The following is a 15,357-nucleotide window of genomic DNA, read 5'->3' as shown; positions in this document are numbered from 1 at the left end:
CCAAATAGATGTATTATTTAACTCATGGAAGCACGGTGCTTCCGATAAAGGCCGAGCGGCCAGGAGCCAATAATGAATACTCTCGAAACCTTACGGTTGTCCCGCTTTGATGTGGTTTTCATTTCAATAAATCAAGAAAATAAAACCATTAAATGTCATTTTATCACCAGCGCTTTAAATTCTTTCGATGCAGCTTTTATCTTTGGTCAGAATAATAAAAATAAAAGCTATGTCGTTTTGAGTGTTGATGCAATCAACTAATGTTCAATCCCTACCTTTTTTGATAAATATGTTAAGGGGTTTACAATGGAATATGAATTAAGTGCATTAGCCTCACTGAAAAGAAATGTTAAGTTCTGGTTTGATTCTTGCGGATACAACAAAGAACAGGTGATCAGGCAGATTGAAAAGTGGGTTAACTTTGCGTACTCACCAAGCGAACAGGAGAAAGCGAAGGAAGAAATTATAAATAGCTTAAAAAATGACAGGGAATAAGAAATGAAAAAATTAACTGATAACGCCAAGAGATTTTTAGAAAACAAACCTGTATTAATTGGAAGTGTGCTCGGTTATAGGTTTTATGAACATCCTAAACTTGGAGATGAAACCGACCTTAAGGTATTGACCCCTGACGGTAGAATAGTGTCATCCGGCTATTATGAATTACCGTCAAAAAGTGAATTGATGAACATAAAATTTTAAAGGTGGCGTTAGGTTGATTGCAACAACCTAACGCCGTATGACAATAAACCACTATCGAGGTAAATTTAATGTCAATGAACCAAATCATAGCGATCGCCGATCAGCTTGTAAAGGGCTGGGAAGTGAAGATCCCCGCAATGAAGCCGCAGGATTGGGATGAGTTGCGTTGGTGGCTGGAACATCTGCGCGGCTACGCGCACTGAACTCCGGGCGGGCTGGCCCCGCCCTCATCATATGCTGAATGTTTTACAGTTGGATGGTATAGAAAAAAAGTTGTTTTTGTCCCATTTTGGGATATAATGAATTTATTGAAACAGTAACGGATGTACGCCATGAAGATCATTTCCATCGCAACCCTAAAGAGCTTTTGGGAGCAGTACCCGGATGCTGAACAGCCGTTAAAAGCCTGGCTGGACGAAGCGAAAAAAGCCAATTGGCAATCCCCGATGGAAATTAAGGAGCTTTACCGTAGCGCCAGTATTCTTAAAAACAGTCGTGTAGTGTTTAACATCAAAGGTAACGATTACCGTTTAGTGACATCCATATTCTATGCGGCGGGCTGGGTTTATATTAAGTTTATCGGCACCCATAAGCAGTACGATAAAATTGATGTCAATACCGTTGAGATTAGAGAGGTAACAAAATGAATATCAAGCCCATTCGTACCGAGCAGGACTATCATGAAGCGCTAAATGCGATTTCCCCCCTGTTTGACGAGCAGCCGGAACCAGGTTCACCCGAATTTGATTTTATGGAAATCATGGTATTGCTGATTGAAGCCTATGAAACGAAACACTACCCCATTGACCCGCCTGATCCGATTGAGGCCATTAAATTCAGGATGGAGCAATCCGGGCTAACCGCGAAAGATTTACAACCGGCTATCGGGCAGTTAAACCGGGTGTATGAGATTTTGAACGGCAAGCGTAAATTGACCATCCCAATGATACGGAATCTGAACAAACAGTTTCATATTCCATTGGAAAGCCTGTTAGGTATTTAATGAGGGCGTTGGAGGCGTTGAGATGAATAAAGAACGCAGAAAGTCGCTGTCAGCGTTGAGGGCGCAACTCGACAATGTGAAGGCTGAACTTGAGGCTATTCGTGATGAAGAACAGGACGCCTTTGACAACATGCCGGAAGGATTGCAGCAGTCAGAACGCGGCGAGGCATCCGAAGAGGCGATCAGGCTGATTGCCGATGCTCTGGAGAGTATCGAGACGGCAACAGAAAACATTGACGAAGTGGCGGACGGCTGATCGTGGCCGCTCTTGAGCCAAGAAGGAGACTACCCGTTGGCAACCCCCGCATATCAACAACGTCCTACGACTGAACTTGCGCATCTAGCATGGTGCCTGCTGGTCGCACTGCGCCTGGAACAGCATGACGGGCGAGCAACGTCGGATGTACAACAACACCTGTTCATCATGCGCTGGCTTGCGACTGCCCAAAAACGCAAACTGTTTCCCCGCTCGGTAGCGGCGGACATTCTCTGGTTGCAGGCTCAGGGTAAACTTTACGGGTTCCGGGCGAACCTACGCGGCAAGGTAGACTATATCTACCGCTCCAGTGCGGGAACGCTGGCCTCACAAAGCGACCTGTTCCGCTTCACCTATGCGGTGGAGACGCTCAAAAGCATGGGGTGGGATGATCATCTGGTGTCCGATCATGAATGGCACACGGCGCAGGCGGGGAGCGCACAGATTTGTGCGCTGTATACTCGAAAACAGGCATTGTCGTCCTGTTTTGACGACAAACAAACGCTGATCAAGCCACTGGTCTTGCGGTTTACCGGCGATATTAGCGGCGTCCCGGCGTTGTTCGGTCAATGTGCGCTGACGGTGGTGCAGCAGGATGATGAACAGGGATTTTCTGTTCTGGCCGTGACGAAAACAGAGTGATCAGCGTGACACGTACTACGATATATTTTATATAAATTATCGGACAGGAGCCTATAGATGAAAGAAATCATAGCGATAGCCGCCAGATGGCGCGATGCGAACCCAGAACATGTTGCTGGCGTGGTGCTGGTATGGCAGGGAGAGGTCTACGGTTGGAAAAATTGCTTACGTGACGCGAGTCATGAGCGCCCCGGTGCGTTAGCTGTTGATGTGCAGGATCATATTTTTGAGGCTCAAGGGGGGAATGATTATGACGGAGCTAAATGCTGGGTTGCACAACGTTAGAAATGGAGAGTTGAGGTCATGTCACGAAATTTTAAAATGTGGTTAGGTAACACTGAAAAGGAAACTAATATGATAGCTGGTTTCATTGACAGAAAGTTATTGCACTCTTCACAGGTGAAGGGATTCGATAAGCGTTATTATGAAATCATTGATGTCATTAGGCGTGAATATCCCTATGCGTATTTTCACCTTAATCCTTTCATTTTAATCGGTGCGTATAGAAAAGCGAAACGTGAATTTTATGGTTCACTAGCGAAAAAGGAATAAAAGCATGAGAGTAAAAAAAGGTAAGGTCATATGTACGTCTTTTCTAATTATTGCATTCAGTAGTGTTGTATCGGCGACAGGTATCCCTGTTTTTGATCCCGGTGCACCCATTAAAATCTCTGAAAATAAATCGTACAGTTGCGATAAAAACGGTAATGCACTACAGCTATCTGACGGTATTAAGGTTCCTATGTATTACCGTAACAAGCCGATTACATGCCATAACGATCATTTATGGCTTGATGATAAAGCACTGAGTTTTATTGATCTCGTAGGTTTAGCCGCCAATGAATCCACAGCCAAAAGTGAAGCGTTACCTCACCCATGAGCGCGGTCAGACGGTTTCTCTGCCCGTTCGCCGAGATTCGGCAAAACGCCCTTTTTACCGAACCGTACAGAAGTTATCCCCCGTTTCTGTGGATAACGCTGTATGTTGTGTGCCGGTAGCGGAGACTGCTACCCTATGTTGTACCGGGCTGGGGCGGGATAGGGCATTCCGTGGGGCGGCAGCCCTGCCCTGCCCCGGCTCGGTCTTCGGTTTTACTTCCATCAAGGGTGTATTAACCGAAATGACGATCACCGCCAGCGCGATTATTCCGCAAGCCTCCCGCCGCCCGGACGTTTACAATCAACGGTAACACGTTACCCCGGCTGATTGCGGAGAGTAAAAAATTGAGCACCACTGCCCCCACGTTCCCGCAGATCTCGCGTAGCGCCACCGGCACCCCGGCGGCACCCTATATTGATTTTGAAACCGCCCTGGCGGTACGTCGCCTGGCGGCGGTGCGCGACGACCTGCCCCGCTATCTGCTGGCCCCGGAGATCGCCGTATTGCTGGCCGGGTGTAATGATTTACGCAAACGGATGTTGTTTGAGTTCTTATGGAACACAGGCGCACGGATCAACGAAGCGCTGGCCGTCACCCCGGCTGACATTGAACTTGACGGGGTGCGCCCACTGGTGACGTTGACCACGCTCAAGCAACAGCGACTGACCAAGGCCGGGCGGCCACCGAAGGGCCACCGCCGCACCCTGCCCCTGCTCGATGCGGATTTTGTGCGGCGGCTGCGCGATCACCTGCACACCTTCACCCGCTACCGGACGAAGCCGATCTGGGCCATCACCGACGATACTGCCCGTAACTGGCTGCGTGACACGGTAACGGCTTGTACCACGCAGGGGGTGCGGTTTTCCATCGGCCCAATCTCGCCGCACACGTTCCGGCACAGCTACGCCATGCACCTGCTCTATTGCGGTGCGGCTCCGCTGACGCTCCAGGACTACCTGGGCCACAAGGATTTTAAATCGACGCAGGTCTACGTGCGTATCCGGGCGCTGGAAGTGGGGATCGGCAACGGCTACCAGGTGCGTTTTGGGATGCACCCGGATGAAGCGGCCGCCCTGCTGCGACGCGCCGGACAAATCCTCTAATTGGTGTATAACATTACACACTGTTTACTTGCTGTTCTCATAAGTGTATAACGTTATACACTATGTTGAATCCTGGCCTGGTTGTTTAAGGTGTCATTCAGGCAAGCATAAAGGGTAGCAAGCACGGCTATTTTTGGCTCTGCTACATAATGGTGTGTAACGTTATACAATGTTTATGGGGGATGTATGATTGTGCTGATTGGCAGTCATAAAGGGGGGGTCGGGAAGTCAACGGTGCTGATCAACCTGCTGATGTGCCTCAAACTCAAGACCGGCAAACGTATTGCCGTGCTGGAGTGCGACGAGCAACGCAGCGTGAAAATGTGGCTCGATGAGCGCCGGGAGCGCGGTATCGCCCCGGACGTGGATTATTTTGAGTGCTACACCAACATCCCCGACACGGTTCGCCGCCTGGCGTCCAGGTACGATCTGCTGCTGCTGGATGCGCCCGGCAGCAAGTCGCCGGAGTTCAGGAAATGCCTGGCGGTGGCGGACAAGTTTATCTCGCTGGTTGATCCGACTGCGCAAATCGAAATCAATACGCTGGGCGAGTTGGTTGTGGACGTTCGCCAGGCACAAGCGGCCATCAATCCGGGCCTGGAGGCGCTGATCGTGATGAACCGCTGTCCGACCCATCCGGGCGATCAGGATGCGAGTACGTTCCGCAAGATGATGAACGACGACCCGGACTGGTTGCCGGTTGCCCGTCAACGGCTGTTCAGCCGCACGGCGTACAAACGCGCCTACAATGACGGGGTATCAGTGCATGAATACAGCGACAAGAGCGGCAACAAGGCCCGTGCTGAAATCGAACTGCTGGCAACCGAACTAAATTTATATAGTGTGTAACGTTATATACTATATCGAGGTGATACGATGAAATTGAAAAAGAGTGCCGGGCTGACCACGGTCACGGAAGACAAGACGCTGAAAACCTTTGTGATGGAGGCGAGCAAGCGGCCCGTTTCCGGTTCGCAGATCACCCGCGTGAATTTCTCACTGACGGAAAACGATATCGACCACTTTGACCGCTTGACGCAGGAGAGCGGCGCGAGCCGGGTTGCGGTACTGCGGGCCAGCCTCGATGCCCTGAGCCGCCTGGATGAAGAGACGCGGGGGACGCTGATCCGCCAGGCGGAGATCGCCAGCCCCAAAACCGGCAAGCCGCCGGTAAAACGGTGATTGATGTATAACGTTATACACTAAATTGTTTTACCCTTCTTCGTCGCCGGTCTGTACCGGCGTTTTCTTTATGCGCTTCTGGCGCATGGGAAGGGGCAACAGTGGCTAAAAAGGATAACCCTACCCACATGCCCCTGATGCCCGCCGAAGGCGGTAGCGGACGACCAGGGCGCAATTAACCCCCCTCGTCCTGCCAGGCCGGTTTTTTTTCGCGGGTGCGGTCATACCGGCCATGCGGAAGGGCGGTGTCGAAGATGTGGGATAACAGAAACCGGCTGTCGCCGGTTCTGAAGAACGCATTAATGTATAACGTTATACACTTTATCGAATGAGGTAGGCGACGCCGTTGAAGGCCAGGGAAATAATCAGGGCGGTGGACAAGATCATCATGGCTATCCAGCTTTTGTTGTTCACAAAGCTGCTGGATGTAGAGACATCCTGCACTTTGCGGCCAAGCTGGTTGAGTTGTTGATTGGCGTCGCGGATCGCCTCAGACACGCCGCCGGTGATCTCGTTCTTGATGGCCGAACGGATCTCCAGCTTGGCTTCATCAAGTTGATTATTGAGAATGCTGCGATGTTTAACAGCCAGTTCGTCAAAACTGTTCTCGGCTTCTTCTACGGCTGCTGCTAATTTCTCGATACCGACTTCTAAATTAGAAGGTAAACTATCGACGGCTGTACGGACAGCATGAAGACTGTCACGCAGTTTTTCAGGTATTGATTTGATTTCATTTTCTAAATGAATATAGTCCTCAAGTAGATCATTGATTTTCTGATCTTTAAATTCTTCTGAAAGGCTTTTACTCATGAAATAATCCCTTTGTAGAAAAGAGAGCAAGTCGTAACTTGCTCTCTTCTTTTTATGATAAGTTCAGATTACCGAATGCAATATCTAAATCGGAGTTGAACCCATTCATTAGCATTTTGACAGCGCGAGTATTTGACAATTCTTGTCTTTCCTCTTTTGATGCAGCAGCTCGGATTAACGCTCTAAAATCGCGATCATCATTATAAATATCGTCATATTTTAGACCTGACTTTGTCAGTAGGTTGAATATGTTACTATGATAAACAATGGCCGTGTTTTTTGTTGCTATTTTTTTGCAGGTTTTATCTGAAATAAAAATAGAAAATTGTTTATCGATTGATACATCTTTCTCTGCAAAATTATAGACAATCTTTATTCTTCCTTCATCGACACCCATGTCGAGTAAATTGTATACAGTAGCGATAGAGTCACGCTGTTGTTTATCTTGTACAGTGACTGGAACGATAAAATAGTCGATTAGATCATGGCTTCCCTGGTACTCATTCATCTGAACCATGAATTGTTCAATGTTGGAGGAGCCTACATCAATGATTGTACAATCTACATCATCAATTCTCTTGATGATTTCATCGTATTCTTTTGCTGACAATTTTTCATCAGTTGTACCATCGGTATTTATAGTCTCAACGCGGATTATTTCGGAGCCATCTAAACGAGGTTTTAACAATGTTTGGCAGATGGTCGATTTTCCAACGTTGCCACTGTTATTCAATACTGCGATTTTAAGGTACATAGAAACTCCTTAATTGTTCATAATGTAGTTGGTCAGAAGCGTACCTAGCCGCGTTGCATTAGGTGCCTTCCATTCTTTAATTTTTTCAATGGGAACACTATTTTCTATTGCTCTCATTGCTATATTTTTGTTTCTAAAGCAAACATCTAAATATTGGTTTAGCGCTTGGCTATCTGTTGATGAGACGTTATCTACAGATTCACTGCTTTTTTCTTCTCTGCATTGTTCGTTTTCTTTTTTTGTGCTGACAGCCTTATTTCTTGGTTCATCAACACAGTAGCGTTTTACATACCTTGTAAACTGCGGGTAGCTCATATCAATGGTGCCGTTTTCAATATAGGACTCGTAAATCATCTTTACTGTTTCGCCTAATTTGATCCGATCATTGATGTCTCCCAGCAAAGGCATGAAGGTGCTTTTTCCTGTTCTCGGGTTACTTCGCCAGTCCGACATAGAAAACCTCATGCTGTTAGATTGGCAGTATCCTAACACTCAATGCAACTTAGTGCAAGATAGTGCAACTTTCTTGCTGTTAGTGCAATTTAATGCAATTAATGTGATGCGTCAATACAAATAGTGCAATTTAGTGAAAATTAATGAAACTGGTGAGGTTTGCAGGGTTTGAAGATAGGCACGTTGACGATGTTTACAAGTGGCTGCGCCACTCGTAAAATCGTCCGTGCCAAAGGGGATACCCCTTTGAAACCCCGCTGGCGCTTGGCGTGACCTAGCGGTGTCGTAGTTGTTGTCATTGGAGGCGTCATATGGCAGAAAAAAAGAATAAGGATAAGGTCGTCGCCTTTCGACTGTCCCAGGAAGACTTTGCTCAATTCGAAGAAAAGCTGGCCTCTTCAAACATGAAGAAGTCTGAATTTTTTCGAGAAGTTTTTTTAAATTCCAACGTTAATATTACCGTAAAAGCCGCACCATCTAAAGACTTGGAACGATTAACTTTCATATTTAATAAAGCCAGTAATAACCTAAACCAGGTCGCACACCAGGTTAACTATGCACATCTATCAGGTAAGGTTTCAGAGCGGCTATATAAATCTGTGAATAATGTACTCGTCGATATTCGTCAGTTACTTATGGCGGGGGTGGATGATGTTGATTAGAGTGAGCGGGTATAATGATGGTGTGAAAGAGTATCTGGAGGAAGGGATTAAGAATGGTAGGGATTTTACGCGTGAGGAATTAGATGAGCGTGTGATTCTTTATGGTGATTTAGCACTTACAGAAATGGTCTATCAGCAGATACCAGATAATGGACAAGATAGATATATAACAATGACGTTATCATTTCGTGAAGATGAGGTGTCATTCGATACTCTTCATGCTATAACTAAAGAAACACGGCAGTTTTTAATGTACGCCTATGAAGATGAAGAGTATAATTTCTATGCGGAAGCACATATTCCAAAATTAAAAGAAATTCAGGATAAAAAAACTGGAGGCATGATTGAGCGAAAACCTCATATACACATTGTGATTCCTAAAAAGAATTTGTTATCAGGTCGGATGTTTGATCCTGTCGGTTCCAATTTTGGACAGTCAGTAAAATATTTGGAATCCTTTCAAGAGTATATTAACCAGAAGTATAAATTAGCATCGCCGCGTGAACATGTTCGCGTTGATCCAACAAGCGCCGCTGATGTTTTATCACGCTATAAAGGTGATGATTTCAGAAGCAAGAATCAGGACTTTAAAAAACAGCTTGTTGCGGATGTAATAGAGAAAAACATAGCCAGTCGGGCTGATTTTTATCAGCATGTGACTTCTTTTGGTGATACGAAAATCAGGAATAAAGGAAAAGATAATGAATACATTGCCGTCAAACTTCCTGGTGACGCCAAATTTACCAATTTGAAAGAAACCATTTTTCACGACGATTTTATTGTTAGGCGAGAAGTCAAAAAACCACCATTAGATAAAGCTATTATCCGTGACCGTCTGCTGGAATGGCCGCAGCGGGCAAAGGAAATAAAGTATGTCAGCAAGGCAACACCCAAGTTTCGGCAACTCTACAAAGCAGCCGAACCAGCAGAAAAAATAAAACTCCTGGCGGATCGTCAGGCTGCATTTTACGCAAAGCATAGGGGGCAATATGAGTTACACCCTGCCGAACGGCAAAGAGATCACCAGCGAGGTATTGCTGAAACTGAAAGCCGAAGAATTACCGGCCTTACCGATGGCTTGCAAGGTGTGTCCGGCCGCGATGTGGCAGTTGACCGGCACAGTGAACAAGCCAGAAATACGGTGTTATTGCCGGGTGATGCACACCTTCACCTGGGACAGCCGGAATCAACTGGAGGTATTGGATTGCGATCTGATTTATCAGCCAGAAGAGGAAATGGAAACGCTAGGGAACACGACTTCGACAAGTTTACCGCCGTTCCTGGCGTCCCAACTGTCACAGAGTCCGCCCTCAGACGAGGTTATGCCGTTAGGGGAGGAATGGGAGGAGGATCTGCCGGAACGCTAAATGTGCCCCCTTATGCACTTAACCCGCATAGGGTCGCCAGTCTCAACGATATAAAGAAACGAGGAGACATGCTGTTTGGTCAAGCACAAGCAGAACCTCGGAAGCGACCAACGCGCGTAAATCCAATACGCCGCGTGATGCCAAGGCCCGATAAAAAAGCCTCATTCGTGGCTGCGTATTTTTTGCGGCGGCTGGAGCAAGACAAAATCCTGCCTGCCCAACGGCGTGAGATCTACACCATCGACAAACGATTTTTTGAAACACGGCGAACCATCTTGGCAGATGAGCGCTTAAACCGTAACGAAAAATCGCAGTTTGTCTCTGTATTAACGTTCGAACGTTTGAAGGCTCACCATGCCATCAAACACCCTAATAAGCCTTTTGAACAGGAGAGTCCAGATATGGGAAGTGCTGCTATTCGCAACCTGATGAACACCAAACGCTTACCGGATAACTCGATATCCGGCCCGGAGGAAAAAGACGTGCCGCCAGCCAGAGAGCGGTTCTCTAAAATTATTCAAAATATCAATACACATATGGCAGAGAAACGGGAGAAAGACAGCCAGCGTGGTATTGCGGCCAATGATCTTTACACCAAACGTGCCAGGTTCAGCCAAAATGTTCACTATCTGGATAAGAAGACTGATAAAACGCTGTTTGTTGATACGGGCAAAGCGATTGCAGTACGTAAAGGATGTATGACGGAATCGGCAGTGGCCGTTGCGCTGGAACTGGCGAAAGAAAAATTCGGCAGCACGCTGACTATCAAAGGTAGCCAACAGTTTAAAGACCAGGTGATTGAAGTTGCCGCGAAGAACAGCATGGATGTTCATTTCACTGATAAGGCGATGAACAAACAGCTTGCTGAACGGCGGGAGGAGCTGGCGATTGAAAAAGACGGCCAGCGTATAGAACAACCGGCAACAGCAACTGCTGAAATGGCTCAGAAAGACAAGGTTACAGAAACAGAGTCGCCCGCACGCGAAACTGATCTCGATGCTGCTATGCAATCGAAGTCCCATGACTCGGAGCCTCGGCCCGGAACCGCAAATACTCACACTAAGGATGAAAAAGAACGATATACCGTTACTCAGGGGGTTTTACTGGAGCATGGCGCAGCCCCTTATAAGTTCAAACCAGATATGGATAAACCGGAAAATGAACGTGATAACAGTTATTACGTCAAGCTCCAGATGGATGATGGCAGAACGCATACCCTTTGGGGAGTTGGGCTGGAAAGTGCTGTCGAAGGGCTTAAAGCTAACGAGCGTGTGCAATTCGTCGATAAAGGCGTGGAGCCGGTGCGCTGGACAGAAACACTGGATGATGGGTCTACAGTGGCGAAATCGGGTAATCGCCGGGTCTGGGAAGGCGAACCGCTAGAGCGCGAACGTGAGCAGAAACATGATGTTTCTACCCCACAGATTGAGGATGATGGGCCAGATGTGGCCTGATTGGCAAGGGGAGGGGGCCAGCCCCGGAGGGCTGGCATTCCGGGTGCTATGTGGCTGCCCGACAAGCGCCGAAAGGGCGGGCTTAAGCCCGCCCCACGGTTAGCTCCTAACTTCGTAGTTCAGAAACGCCGCGAACTCCGTATTTCCCTGTTGAACGCGGATCTCACACAGTGAGCCGCGTACCATCCAGGTAAATGCTAATAGCGTCAGACAGACCACGATTAGGCCGTACAGCAACAGTTTTCGTGACATTTACTTGCCCCTTGGAAGCTAAGAGGCTAACATTACGTTGTCGAGACATAACATTGAGCCTCAAGTTGATTGATAAAAAAATCACTTGGGGCTTTTTGCTGTCTGCGACTAGCCGAGGCTTGAAGCAGACGGCTTCAAGCACCCGAATGGATAATACCAGAACATACGGATTTTCCAGTGATTTTTTGTTATACCTGATAGTATTCATAGCCTGACTTGTGTTCTATGGGATAGGTAAGACATGCCTAATGGTGAGTCAAAACAAAAGCGCAGGCCAGTTGGCCCTCAGAAAACTCGGCAAGAGATCCGTAAGGATTTTTTAGAGAGGAGAAAACTAACGCACAAAAGGCTGGACATATATATATCGAATGTAGTTAGGGATGACCTTGATTTTCTTACAAAAATCTATGATAAAACTCAGGTTGAGATCATTGAGGAACTTATCAAGACTGCCAAAAAGAACTGTGGTTTTAAAGATCCTATGTAATGTAGTTACACGGGGTTTCGATTATTGATCGTAACTAGCTAACGTGATAGCTTATGCGGGTTAAAGAATTTTCACGAGCGGGGCGTCTCGGTAACTACGCCTAGAGGGTGTGGCGCAAGCCACAAAAAGTAAAACCCCCTGACTCTACTCTGAACTTTGGCCGGCTCGGATAGAAATCAGGGGGTGTAAACTGGCGCGGTGCCAAGAAGGATTATATCAAATGTATAGCCTATCGCAACCCCATAGCTCGGCCATAAGAGCAGGATGGGGTGATTGAACAAGATTTAACCTCAGTTCAGCCTGGCGCACTATTACAACCTACCTCCAAGATACACCGGCATCATGAGCCAGTGTTCTGTGGATCACTGCCTAATATTGTTCCTGTAAAACGTTTCGCGGCAGCATTAAAGCAGCACGACTGGAACCGCAATCCCCACATCTACAAACTGCGTTGTCAGCGTGGCCAACGTCTTTCCGTTCGTTCAGAACGCAGGGAAACGGCTGATGTTTTGGCGCTTGCCTTCGTTGCTAACTGTGACTATAGCCCTGATAGTGATTATCTTTTCGAGGTCATGTGTGGTGTTGAAGATCTGGCGAAGCAATGCGGCCAGCTTCACGTTAATACCAACGGCCGTAAAACCTATGACCCTATACTCAATACCATCCGCGACTGGAAAGATGCGGGGGTTATTGTTGTGCTCAAAGGACAAGATCCAGATACGAGGCAACAAAAAGCGATGCGTATCTGGCTGAAACCTGAGTTCTTTGAAATGCTGGGGTTCAGCATTTCAGAACTGAGGGAGATTGTCACCAAGCTCCGGCGCTGGATGGAACGTAAAGGATTACGTGATACCTGGAAAGAACGCTATGCCAAACATGTCATGCGGTTAGCACGAAGCAACGTTGCCAGCATCGAGGATAAACATTCCTTGAAGAACCTGCTGAAAAAAATCAAACGGTTGGTGCTTGGAGATGATGCCCGTATCCAGGATGAACAACAGCAACTGGTTTCTGAACTGGAAAAAAAACTACGTGAGACAGAGCAAGCATTGGGAGAACAGCCAAAGGATGAACGCAAGTATTGGGCCATCTATTCCCGTTGGAAAGCACAGCAACCGATGGCTGTATCAATGAAACTCGAACGAGCTATTAGTCAAGAAAACCCTGGCATTATTGGTGAAGCTCTCCATCGGCTCTATGTTGAGCGAATACGACGAGACGGTCTGTAACCCCCTGATATAGTCATTAACCGCTTGGCGGCGGTGTTGTGCTGCGCATAAGCCTACTGTGCTGCAATTTCCTTCATAAAATGCTCCCTTCCTTCGACATTATGCCCTCGAAAACCCACCTTACTTTTACAACCTACCTGCCTGTGAGCAATAAATAAACAGTTAAATTCGAATTACCTGTTATATAACCGATTAAATTCGGAACAGGATGAATAACAGAGGTTAATTTCGTACATAGCTCCTGAACAAAACGACCTTTTAAAAAAGGTGATAGGCGCGCTCACACCGCAGCCTATCGGCGCGGTGATTAAAAATGACTTCGCTTGCAGCGGCCAAGGCCGCGCCACTCAGAAACGATCGCTTTAATAATTGAAGAATAGCCACCGTAAGCGCCCTAAAGGGTCGCTAACGCGCAGTACAGCCCGCCGGTATAGAAATACCGGCGACGGCGGTAAACCGCCTGGCAAACTGCGTGCTTTCAGCAGAGGCTACCGAATATGAAAGTAGCTAAAAGTCCCGTTAGGCTAATCAGGGCAGAGGGGGTATCTGGGATCTAAGATGATCGAAAGGCCCGGCGGTTCTAAAATAGTGTCTTATGTTACTTAATCGAGCCGCCTTCTATGCGCTTCGCGCATCCTGGCACTGTGGAAATAGTTTGGGTTCTACGCCTAACGGGACATTGAGACTCTGCCGGTTGATATTCTGCGCCAGCGGATCAGAACACTGGCGGGTGGTAGCCCCATTGGCTAAAGAGACAAATGTCGTATTTTGTAGCTTCGCTCCCACTGAGCCTTAATGTGACATGTTCACTGTGACTGGATGCGGAAAAATCTAGGTTTCCGGCGTGGCATCCCAGCTTTGCCGATGGGAAATTATTGGGGACATTTATAAAATCAGCCGTTCCTTTTCTTTAACATTTGTGCAACAAGGGAGGTCAATCTATCAAGATGCCCCCCCATATCCCTTAGCTGAAGGATCTCATCAGGATCTAACCTGAACTCTCTGTTTTCCCTATGATTATCGATGATTAACTGTGCGAGTTTGTCATCTCGACAATAAAACCAACATTCAGGAATATCAAGAGCTTCCGCAAATTTGCATACCAAAGAAAATGGTGGGTTATGCGTTTCGTTCTCATAATGCGAGATACTGCTAGCCGCAGAATCCATCTCGGCTCGTTCTGCGAGGTCATCCTGTGTTAATCCCGCTGCTTTTCTCGCCTGCTTTAGTCTTCTACCAATCATAATCCGGCTCCAGTGAAAGGCGTACCGAACTTTAGAATTACTTAAAAAAACAATGAAGTAGTATAACTAACATTTAGATTAATATTTTAGGTATACTAAAATTCATGTTATCGATTCTAAAATAGTTGCAATGCGTAACTTGCTTGTTTACTATTATACTGTACGCATATACAGTTGTTTTGTGTTGGGTTTCATTGATCGATCCTAACGATCAATAAAGGATCATTGATCTATGAAACCAATTGGATATGAAATCTGTAATCGTTCAAAATACATAAGATACTAAAAATTCAACATACTAAAATTTTTCGAACGCTCACCAGGGGAATTCGTCGTGCTACTGCTATTGCCTAACGGATAGGGGAGGTTCTATGAAGGCTTGGTATCTGCTCTGTTGCCAAGAAAATACTTGGCGCAGAACACTGAAAGCGCTGGATGATGCTGGAGTTGAGGTTTGTTGCCCTTTGAGTCACGAAACTCGTGCAAGGACTGACAAAAAAAATGCTGTGAGACACGTACAGTATCCTGTTTTTCCTGGTTATATCTTTACCCGCTTTGATCCATCCCACATACACACAACAACCATTATAAAAATGCCAGGCGCAAAATTATTTGTACGCTTCGGTAAAGAGATAAGTATCATTCCTGATAATGTTATAACCGCGATGCGCTGTGCTGAATTTGAACTATTAAAAGTAGGTTATGATAGTTTCAAATGTCGCAATGTGCCTCCACTTTTATTGAATAAGATGCAAGAGATTTATGTGACGAGAGATCGGCAGGAACGGGTTTTCGCGCTTATGTCATTATTGTCTTTGCCGTTCTCATTATGGAAGGAAAGCGCGTGAGTTATTACAGTTAGTATACGAAGAGGTAA

General features: G+C 46.6%; 24 protein-coding genes. 19 read left to right on the top strand and 5 right to left on the bottom strand.

Annotated features, from left to right (window positions below):
• The first annotated feature begins 72 nt into the window (after window positions 1-72).
• The 14 genes from ADK28_RS28805 to ADK28_RS28755 all read left to right on the top strand — a co-directional run bounded on the left by ADK28_RS28805 (window position 73) and on the right by ADK28_RS28755 (window position 5,768).
• Window positions 73-261, top strand: coding sequence for a hypothetical protein (locus ADK28_RS28805; protein ID WP_048797401.1), 189 nt, complete (start codon window positions 73-75; stop codon window positions 259-261).
• 45 nt (window positions 262-306) lie between these two features.
• On the top strand, window positions 307-495 hold the full coding sequence (locus ADK28_RS28800; RefSeq protein WP_048797400.1) for a hypothetical protein: 189 nt from the start codon (window positions 307-309) through the stop codon (window positions 493-495).
• 3 nt (window positions 496-498) lie between these two features.
• The gene (locus tag ADK28_RS31975) at window positions 499-702 is read left to right on the top strand and encodes a hypothetical protein (protein ID WP_152929763.1); all 204 of its coding nucleotides are present in this window, start codon (window positions 499-501) and stop codon (window positions 700-702) included.
• 74 nt (window positions 703-776) lie between these two features.
• Window positions 777-905 (top strand): hypothetical protein, encoded by a 129-nt coding sequence (locus ADK28_RS33355; protein WP_256364576.1) that lies wholly within the window; start codon window positions 777-779, stop codon window positions 903-905.
• 129 nt (window positions 906-1,034) lie between these two features.
• Window positions 1,035-1,349, top strand: a complete 315-nt coding sequence (locus ADK28_RS28795) for a type II toxin-antitoxin system HigB family toxin (RefSeq protein ID WP_048797410.1) — start codon at window positions 1,035-1,037, stop codon at window positions 1,347-1,349.
• Window positions 1,346-1,705, top strand: coding sequence for a helix-turn-helix domain-containing protein (locus ADK28_RS28790; protein ID WP_048797399.1), 360 nt, complete (start codon window positions 1,346-1,348; stop codon window positions 1,703-1,705). The genes ADK28_RS28795 and ADK28_RS28790 overlap by 4 nt, the downstream gene beginning before the upstream one ends.
• Window positions 1,706-1,727: 22 nt before the next feature.
• Window positions 1,728-1,961, top strand: a complete 234-nt coding sequence (locus ADK28_RS28785) for a hypothetical protein (RefSeq protein ID WP_048797398.1) — start codon at window positions 1,728-1,730, stop codon at window positions 1,959-1,961.
• A 36-nt stretch (window positions 1,962-1,997) separates the two neighbouring features.
• The gene (locus ADK28_RS28780) at window positions 1,998-2,603 is read left to right on the top strand and encodes a DUF2913 family protein (protein ID WP_048797397.1); all 606 of its coding nucleotides are present in this window, start codon (window positions 1,998-2,000) and stop codon (window positions 2,601-2,603) included.
• Between the two features lie 57 nt (window positions 2,604-2,660).
• A complete protein-coding gene (locus ADK28_RS28775) occupies window positions 2,661-2,888 on the top strand; it encodes a hypothetical protein (protein ID WP_048797396.1) in 228 nt (75 codons plus the stop codon).
• 18 nt (window positions 2,889-2,906) lie between these two features.
• Window positions 2,907-3,155: a hypothetical protein gene (locus ADK28_RS28770; protein ID WP_152929762.1), complete on the top strand. Its 249-nt coding sequence runs from the start codon at window positions 2,907-2,909 to the stop codon at window positions 3,153-3,155.
• Between the two features lie 4 nt (window positions 3,156-3,159).
• Window positions 3,160-3,483 (top strand): hypothetical protein, encoded by a 324-nt coding sequence (locus tag ADK28_RS31970; protein ID WP_075202177.1) that lies wholly within the window; start codon window positions 3,160-3,162, stop codon window positions 3,481-3,483.
• 344 nt (window positions 3,484-3,827) lie between these two features.
• Entirely contained in the window at window positions 3,828-4,586 is a 759-nt protein-coding gene (locus tag ADK28_RS28765) for a tyrosine-type recombinase/integrase (protein ID WP_239686296.1), read from the top strand.
• Window positions 4,587-4,772: 186 nt separating this feature from the next.
• Window positions 4,773-5,435: an AAA family ATPase gene (locus tag ADK28_RS28760; protein ID WP_048797394.1), complete on the top strand. Its 663-nt coding sequence runs from the start codon at window positions 4,773-4,775 to the stop codon at window positions 5,433-5,435.
• 27 nt (window positions 5,436-5,462) lie between these two features.
• Entirely contained in the window at window positions 5,463-5,768 is a 306-nt protein-coding gene (locus tag ADK28_RS28755) for a hypothetical protein (protein WP_048797393.1), read from the top strand.
• 321 nt (window positions 5,769-6,089) lie between these two features.
• Here the strand turns inward: ADK28_RS28755 and ADK28_RS28750 are convergent, their stop codons facing one another.
• From ADK28_RS28750 to ADK28_RS28740, 3 genes are read right to left on the bottom strand one after another with little or no spacing between them, the layout of a single operon-like run.
• Window positions 6,090-6,578 carry a hypothetical protein gene (locus tag ADK28_RS28750; protein ID WP_048797392.1) on the bottom strand — a complete coding sequence of 163 codons (489 nt, stop codon included), beginning with the start codon at window positions 6,576-6,578 and terminating at the stop codon, window positions 6,090-6,092.
• A 52-nt stretch (window positions 6,579-6,630) separates the two neighbouring features.
• Window positions 6,631-7,332, bottom strand: a complete 702-nt coding sequence (stbB, locus tag ADK28_RS28745; protein ID WP_048797391.1) for a StbB family protein — start codon at window positions 7,330-7,332, stop codon at window positions 6,631-6,633.
• A 9-nt stretch (window positions 7,333-7,341) separates the two neighbouring features.
• A complete protein-coding gene (locus ADK28_RS28740) occupies window positions 7,342-7,785 on the bottom strand; it encodes a TraK family protein (RefSeq protein ID WP_239686295.1) in 444 nt (147 codons plus the stop codon).
• Between the two features lie 311 nt (window positions 7,786-8,096).
• Here ADK28_RS28740 and ADK28_RS28735 point away from each other — a divergent pair, with 311 nt between their 5' ends.
• Both ADK28_RS28735 and ADK28_RS31965 read left to right on the top strand, forming a co-directional pair.
• On the top strand, window positions 8,097-8,447 hold the full coding sequence (locus tag ADK28_RS28735; RefSeq protein WP_048797389.1) for a plasmid mobilization protein: 351 nt from the start codon (window positions 8,097-8,099) through the stop codon (window positions 8,445-8,447).
• Entirely contained in the window at window positions 8,434-11,268 is a 2,835-nt protein-coding gene (locus ADK28_RS31965) for an LPD7 domain-containing protein (protein ID WP_239686294.1), read from the top strand. The genes ADK28_RS28735 and ADK28_RS31965 overlap by 14 nt, the downstream gene beginning before the upstream one ends.
• 99 nt (window positions 11,269-11,367) lie before the next feature.
• Here ADK28_RS31965 and ADK28_RS30860 read toward each other — a convergent pair whose 3' ends face one another.
• A complete protein-coding gene (locus ADK28_RS30860; protein WP_075202176.1) occupies window positions 11,368-11,520 on the bottom strand; it encodes a Hok/Gef family protein in 153 nt (50 codons plus the stop codon).
• Window positions 11,521-11,761: 241 nt separating this feature from the next.
• Here ADK28_RS30860 and ADK28_RS28725 point away from each other — a divergent pair, with 241 nt between their 5' ends.
• Together ADK28_RS28725 and ADK28_RS28720 are read left to right on the top strand one after the other, a co-directional pair.
• Entirely contained in the window at window positions 11,762-12,007 is a 246-nt protein-coding gene (locus ADK28_RS28725; RefSeq protein WP_048797388.1) for a RepB family protein, read from the top strand.
• Between the two features lie 269 nt (window positions 12,008-12,276).
• Window positions 12,277-13,236, top strand: a complete 960-nt coding sequence (locus tag ADK28_RS28720; protein ID WP_239686293.1) for a hypothetical protein — start codon at window positions 12,277-12,279, stop codon at window positions 13,234-13,236.
• An 893-nt stretch (window positions 13,237-14,129) separates the two neighbouring features.
• Here the strand turns inward: ADK28_RS28720 and ADK28_RS29530 are convergent.
• Window positions 14,130-14,480, bottom strand: coding sequence for a helix-turn-helix domain-containing protein (locus tag ADK28_RS29530; RefSeq protein ID WP_065426265.1), 351 nt, complete (start codon window positions 14,478-14,480; stop codon window positions 14,130-14,132).
• 371 nt (window positions 14,481-14,851) lie between these two features.
• Here ADK28_RS29530 and ADK28_RS30855 point away from each other — a divergent pair, with 371 nt between their 5' ends.
• Window positions 14,852-15,328: a transcription termination/antitermination NusG family protein gene (locus tag ADK28_RS30855; RefSeq protein ID WP_075202175.1), complete on the top strand. Its 477-nt coding sequence runs from the start codon at window positions 14,852-14,854 to the stop codon at window positions 15,326-15,328.
• Window positions 15,329-15,357 lie beyond the last annotated feature (29 nt).

This window comes from Serratia sp. 506_PEND (assembly GCF_001076875.1).
Taxonomy (GTDB): Bacteria; Pseudomonadota; Gammaproteobacteria; order Enterobacterales; family Enterobacteriaceae; genus Serratia; species Serratia marcescens.
Note: the sequence above shows the minus strand (reverse complement) of the source record. Positions and strands in the feature narration are given on the sequence as shown.